8 protein-coding genes are annotated in these 6157 nt (G+C 47.0%); 6 read left to right on the top strand and 2 right to left on the bottom strand.

What is annotated here, in order from left to right; all coding sequences use genetic code 11:
• From LUQ50_RS00360 to LUQ50_RS00350, 3 genes are all read left to right on the top strand, one after another.
• The coding region (locus LUQ50_RS00360) for a PleD family two-component system response regulator (RefSeq protein WP_367278923.1) at window positions 1-441 on the top strand (441 nt) is incomplete at its 5' end.
• Window positions 438-986, top strand: a complete 549-nt coding sequence (locus tag LUQ50_RS00355; RefSeq protein ID WP_300034430.1) for a chemotaxis protein CheB — start codon at window positions 438-440, stop codon at window positions 984-986. The genes LUQ50_RS00360 and LUQ50_RS00355, both read left to right, overlap by 4 nt.
• 340 nt (window positions 987-1326) lie before the next feature.
• Complete coding sequence (locus tag LUQ50_RS00350) at window positions 1327-1566, top strand: helix-turn-helix domain-containing protein (RefSeq protein WP_300034427.1); 240 nt, start codon at window positions 1327-1329, stop codon at window positions 1564-1566.
• Here LUQ50_RS00350 and LUQ50_RS00345 read toward each other — a convergent pair.
• Window positions 1551-1901, bottom strand: coding sequence for a helix-turn-helix domain-containing protein (locus LUQ50_RS00345; RefSeq protein ID WP_300034424.1), 351 nt, complete (start codon window positions 1899-1901; stop codon window positions 1551-1553). The genes LUQ50_RS00350 and LUQ50_RS00345 overlap by 16 nt on opposite strands.
• Before the next feature lie 151 nt (window positions 1902-2052).
• On the opposite strand from LUQ50_RS00345, the gene LUQ50_RS00340 reads away from it, so the two are divergent.
• The 3 genes from LUQ50_RS00340 to tpiA all read left to right on the top strand — a co-directional run bounded on the left by LUQ50_RS00340 (window position 2053) and on the right by tpiA (window position 4460).
• Entirely contained in the window at window positions 2053-2700 is a 648-nt protein-coding gene (locus LUQ50_RS00340) for a flavodoxin family protein (protein WP_300034421.1), read from the top strand.
• Between the two features lie 148 nt (window positions 2701-2848).
• Entirely contained in the window at window positions 2849-3691 is an 843-nt protein-coding gene (locus LUQ50_RS00335; protein WP_300034418.1) for an ATP-binding protein, read from the top strand.
• An 85-nt stretch (window positions 3692-3776) separates the two neighbouring features.
• A complete protein-coding gene (gene tpiA, locus LUQ50_RS00330) occupies window positions 3777-4460 on the top strand; it encodes a triose-phosphate isomerase (RefSeq protein ID WP_300034415.1) in 684 nt (227 codons plus the stop codon).
• A gap of 25 nt (window positions 4461-4485) precedes the next feature.
• Here tpiA and LUQ50_RS00325 read toward each other — a convergent pair.
• The coding region (locus LUQ50_RS00325) for a response regulator (RefSeq protein WP_300034412.1) at window positions 4486-6157 on the bottom strand (1672 nt) is incomplete at its 5' end.

Genomic DNA, 6157 nt, shown 5'->3' with positions numbered 1-6157 from the left:
TACAGGGTGGTGCCAGTGTCGGGGGTAAAAAAAGATCCAATCAGGGTAATGATCGTTGATGACGATGCCCATGTAAGAATTGCAGTTAAAACAATTCTCGCTGAAGCCGGATATAATGTGATAGATGCAGAAGGGGGAAAGGAATGCATAGCAATATTAAAATCAGAGTTTTGCGGAGTCCTTCTTCTCGATATCATGATGCCGGGTATGGATGGATGGGATACCATCACAAAAATACTTGAAGAAGACCTCTTTCATGGGATAGTCATCGCCATGCTTACTGCAAAAAGTACACCTGACAACAAAATGATCGGACTTCAGGAGTGGGTGCTGGATTATGTAACCAAACCATTTGATCCTGATGAGCTTGTCAGTAAGGTGAGATATTATGCCAGCTTTCTTCCACTTAGAGAGAAGATCGAGGCAGATCAAGGGCCATGAAGATTGCAATCATTGGCTCGTCCACCGGAGGGCCGTTCATCCTGGAAGAGATCTTTACCAGATTTCCAGTTCATTCCATAGCCATCATTATTGTCCAGCATCTCCCCCCGGCATTTATATCGACCTTTCGGGGCCATATTGCCGCTCTGACCACGATGAAGGTGAGTATCGGAGAAGCAGGGCATCAAATAAGTGAGCGTGAGATTATTATTGCTCCGGCAGGAAAACATATGATTCTGGAGAAAAACAGGATTATCAGGTTTGATGATGGGGAGAAACTTCATGGGGTGAAACCTGCCGTGGATCGGACGATGTTATCGCTTCGGCAGATTGATGGAGATCGGTTGCTTGGTATCATCCTCACAGGTATGGGACAGGACGGATCAGCAGGTATTATCCATATCAGATCACTGGGAGGACAGACTATTGTGCAAGATCCCAGTACTGCCCCGATACGAAGTATGCCTCAGGCAGCTCTTGATACCGGTAAGGTAACGGATATCCTTACTCCCAAGGAGATATCCAGACATCTACAAACCTTCTGAACCTTGTCATTATGATGATTTAAGAACACAAAATGCAGTGTGTTTGTTGAAAACGTTCCTTCTTTAGTTATCATATACATGGTAGAACCTTTCACCCTTCTTGGAATTACCACCGGTAATCGGTAAAGCCGGCCTTCGCAGATTCCTGAACTGAGTGAAAAGCGGGTACCCATCGTCTGAACCACACCAGGTGATTGCTCCGCCGCTCTCCTGATAATTCCAGTCCAGCAGGTTCCAATACCATAGGCCGTGGCAATCAGATCCAGATAACTCATCGCAATGATCGCATCAGTCGGTGCGGTAAGCTGTCCGATCCGGCTTTGGGAGATAATCATATGGGGTGCTGCGTGAATTTGAAATGGATGGGATCATCGAACGAACTATATACCCGGATATTCCTCCAAGGGTTGACTATCGGCTAACCGAAATGGGAAGATCCGTCTTTCCGGTTCTTGGTTCATTACATGACTGGGAACCGGATATGAGGAATTCAGATACGGACCTGGTGATCACCAGTGCCCTGAAGGGTTTCCCACCGGAGAAGAAGCACTTCACCAGTGACGGTTACTCAGCTGCCTGAGTATTCTCACTACAAACCTGCGGGTACCGGAACGAATCTCCCCACACAAGCATAGCCTCGATGATTGGAAGTATTCCTCTTCCCTGATCAGTCAGAGCATACTCGACCCGTGGCGGAACCTCCGGATACACAGTCCGGGTAATGATCGATTCATGCTCAAGATCACGAAGATGTTTGGTGATGGTTTTAGAGTTGATCCCACACATTCTGTTCTGGAGCTCAGAGAACCTGAAGGTTGAATCCCGGAGGTGCCAGATGATCATGAGATTCCATTTGTTCCCGATGATATCAACTACCGCCTCTAATTTACATTTTGTTTTAATTTCGCATTTCATGAAATATTTACCAATACTTACTTAATGGATACAATATTACTAAAACTCTTCTGATACCTATATGTTAGCATAGAAGTAACTCATTAAGCATAACATCAATGACTATTACTATTAGATCATCTGGCGGTAGTCGGGCAGCATTCGGGGCATTATGAAAGTTATTGCAATAAACGGAAGTCCACGGAAAACCTGGAACACGGCAACGTTGCTTGAACATGCACTTAACGGGGCAGCATCAGCCGGAGCAGATACTGAACAGGTGCACCTGTATGATCTTGATTTCAAGGGGTGTACCAGTTGTTTTGCCTGCAAACTAAAAGGAGGAAAGAGTTATGGAAGATGTTCCCTGCAGGATGATCTGACCCCTGTTCTGGAAGCTATCGGGGAGGCAGATGCAGTCATTTTAGGTTCGCCGATATACTTTGGGATCGTTACCGGTGAGATGCGGAGTTGTATGGAACGGATACTGTTTCCTTATCTGACCTATACCCGCCCACCACAGTCACTTTTCCCACGGAAGATCCCTACTGCATTTTTCTACACCATGAATGTTGCAGAAGTGAGTATTTCTGATATCGGATATGATGTCCAGTTCAGATCTAATGAATCGATCATGGAGCGGATGTTTGGCAGCTGCGAATCGCTATTCTCGTATGAGACCCTGCAATTTGAAGATTATTCAAAGATGGTCTTTAGTTATGCAGATCCTGCTGAGCGAGTAGAGCGAAGAAAGACCGTCTTCCCAAAGGACTGCGAGGCTGCATATAATCTAGGAAAGCGCCTGGTGTCAGGGAACTAACCGAATTTATCATTTCTCCTTCTTTTTTACATACTACTGTGATATTTTTTGCTGCCGACAACCGGGATCCGGCACGGATGAGTATAAGTACCAATCCATGCATGATCCTGATAGTCATCCACTGTACATTCAGGGCAGGTGTTCAGATATGAAACGAAAGATAATCACCATAGATGAGGAAAAATGCACCGGTTGTGGTCAATGCATTCCGGATTGTCCGGAAGGAGCGCTTCAGGTGCTGGACGGAAAAGCACGGCTAATAAGCGATCTCTTCTGTGACGGACTTGGTGCCTGCATCGGCACTTGTCCCGAAGGCGCCATTTCAGTGATCGAACGCGAAGCAGGGGAGTATAACGAACAGGAGGTTATGAAGAACGTTGTCAGGCAGGGAGAGCAGGTCGTAAGAGCCCATCTTGAGCATCTGGCAGGGCATGGCGAGCGGGATCTCTATGCTCAGGCGATTGCATATCTCCAGGATGAGAAGATCCCGGTGCCTGCCCATGCTGCCGGTTCGGTGAAGGGGAAGTGCCCAGGCCAGGAAAATCCCTTTGCCTCATGTCCGGGTTCTGTAGCACATACGATTGAGCATGAGTCCCCGGCCGGAAACAGTCAGGCTGATACGGGTTCAGAACTTTGCCAGTGGCCGGTCCAGCTGCGACTCCTGCAACCCTCAAACCCGTTCTTTGATGATGCGGATCTATTGATAGCAGCAGACTGTGTACCGTTTGCTTATGCTGGTTTTCACCAGAATCTCCTCAAGGGGAAGAGAGTGATCATCTTCTGCCCGAAACTTGATGCAGATATTGATGAGTATGTTGCGAAATTAACAGATATTCTGACCATGCATACGATCAGATCCATCACCACGGTGCATATGATCGTCCCCTGCTGCAGCGGGGTGAACTATGTAGTAAGCCAGGCACTCGAACGATCTGGAAAAGAGATACCAGTTCATGATTACACAATTACCCTACAGGGTACTATAACCTGAACCGGGTATTCTCAATCCTCATTCCTCCCGTTATGATCTCCGGATATATCACGTATTTATACTAATCTGATGCTAACGTAACAGTATGAACTCCAATCAGATCAAATCACCGTTCATTCTTGTTAATCTCAAGTGCTATCAGGAGTCTGTCGGTCATGGTGCACACCGGATCGCTCAGGCAGCCCAGGAAGTTGCAGAAGAGAGCGGAATATCGATCGGAATTGCCCCGATGTACATGGATATTCATCCGATTAAACATCATTTCACCCTGCCTGTATTTGCCCAGCATATCGATCCCATCACCCCCGGTGCTCATACCGGACGAATCCCACTATCTGCAGTCAAAACAGCCGGGGCAATTGGATCACTGGTCAATCATTCTGAGTTCAGGCTTTCGATCGCAGATATCGAGACCAATGTCCAGGCCCTCCGTTCTGCAGGAATGGTCTCCTGCGTTTGTTCCAATACCGTCGGGACAACCTCAGCGGTTTCAGCACTCGGACCTGACTACGTGGCCATCGAACCACCCGAACTGATCGGGGGAAAGGTCTCGGTAGCAGAAGCAAATCCTGCAATCATAACCGGATCAGTAGAAGCAGCACTCAAAGCAAATCCCCAGGTGAAGGTACTCACCGGTGCAGGGATACATTCTGGAAAATGTGTAAAAACCGCAATTGATCTCGGAACCGTCGGTGTACTGCTTGCATCAAGCGTGGTAAAAGATGAAGATCCGGGTGCGGTACTGAGAGATCTGGTTTCTTTTCTCTGATACCAGAGAAACCAGATCATTATATTTACGAATGATAATGTTCATCGATAGTAAGGAGCACATCAAGTACCCGTGAATCATCATCATAGCGTGGTTGAATACTATAATAAAATGATTTTTTGATCCCGGTTGCTGTACAGTACTCGCTACGACCATGAATCGGTGCTTTATGAACTTGTGCTACAGACAAATCCCGTAGTAAACCGGTATCCCCCAGTCCGGGGATCGAATGCAGATTCATCCCACACATTTTTTTGCCTGCAATTCCCAGAAGCTCTGCTGCCCTTTGGTTGTGCTCAGATATTTCACCACCTGGTCCGCAGGTAATGAGGCCGATATGAATCTGGTGAAATATTCCGGCATATTTCTGTCGTTCTAACCGGAGTGCCGTTGCAGCGTCCCGTTCTGCAGTGATATCACGCCCGACAGTAACACTTCCGATTAACTCTTTATTCTGATCAAAAAACGGAACGGTCTTTACGGTAAGATGAACACGTTTCTCATCCTCCATAATTGTAGTCTCACTAATAGAGGGCACTTCTTGCACAGACTGCCTGGAAGGGTGACTGGACTCACATCCTGTACCTGGATATAAATGTACAAGTCCTGAGTCAACTGGTTGAGTGAGATAATAAGCTTCAGTTCTGCCAATTGGCTCTTGAGTATCAGAAGAACCAAGAAGTCTCTTCGAGGTTTCCCGGTTTACAAAAATATAGCGGCCCTCAAGATCCTTGGCCCAGAGCATATCCGGAACCGTATCACAGAGCTGACGCATCAGGGAATACATGGACTCGTAATTCTCTTTGCCAGCTAGAAGTGCTGAATGCATCTCTTCATGATGAAGCGCAGACCCAATAATCGAGGAGGCTGCCTGCAACGCATCAACCTCAACAATTGCCCATTCCCGTTCACTCAGACAATCACAAAACCAGATCATTCCCCTTACTTCACGATCAGCAATGATGGGAAATGCGGCAATTGAACGAACCCCGGCATCATGCAAAAACCCTTGAGAGCCGTCAGAAAAAAGATGTGAAGAACCGACAACATTCATCCCGGCCTGAATCCGATCTTCCCACACAGACCCGATCCCAGGCTCTAACACCAGTCCTTCTGCGGGTTCAGGGTCACCAAGCCGGCTCCAGCCACAGAGCCGATAATAGGAATGATAGTTGCTACCTGTCGGATCCTCCCGAAAGATCAGCACCATATCAACCTCGGTTGCCAGCCCGAAAAGAGTGAGAGACTCTTTTAATGCTTTCTTAAATGATTCTCCTCCTAAAAAGAGAGAAGCCACAAGACTGACGGTTTCAAGGATTGCATCTCTTCGTTTCAGGGCAAGACGTGAATTTCGTTTTGTTATTGCATAATCAACCTTATGATTGAGTTCTGCAAAGAGGGTCTTGGTATCTCCTCCTTTCTGAATGTAAAAATCTGCCCCGGTATTGATCGCTTCAATTACTACGTTCTCTCGTCCTCGCCCACTAAAGAAGATGAACGGGATATCAGGATCAAGCCGCCGAACTTCTTTTAAAAGCTCAAGCCCGTTCATTGACGGCATCTCATAATCTGAAATAACACATGAATATGACGATTTTTGTAAACAGGCCAGAGCTTCTTCTGCGGTGTGAACCACATCGACCTTGAACCTTCCCCCCCGTTCAAGGCATAACCTGGTTACATCACAGATCATCGGC

The sequence above is a fragment of the Methanospirillum sp. genome, from assembly GCF_028679455.1.
GTDB lineage: Archaea > Halobacteriota > Methanomicrobia > Methanomicrobiales > Methanospirillaceae > Methanospirillum.
This window is presented reverse-complemented; position numbering and strand designations above follow the sequence as displayed.

Bases quoted from the DNA above. Each gene is read 5' to 3' on its own strand.
- LUQ50_RS00340 (WP_300034421.1), top strand. From the start codon at position 2,053: ATGAAAGTTATTGCAATAAACGGAAGTCCACGGAAAACCTGGAACACG.
- LUQ50_RS00345 (WP_300034424.1), bottom strand. From the start codon at position 1,901: ATGAAATGCGAAATTAAAACAAAATGTAAATTAGAGGCGGTAGTTGAT.
- LUQ50_RS00355 (WP_300034430.1), top strand. From the start codon at position 438: ATGAAGATTGCAATCATTGGCTCGTCCACCGGAGGGCCGTTCATCCTG.
- LUQ50_RS00335 (WP_300034418.1), top strand. From the start codon at position 2,849: ATGAAACGAAAGATAATCACCATAGATGAGGAAAAATGCACCGGTTGT.
- tpiA (WP_300034415.1), top strand. From the start codon at position 3,777: ATGAACTCCAATCAGATCAAATCACCGTTCATTCTTGTTAATCTCAAG.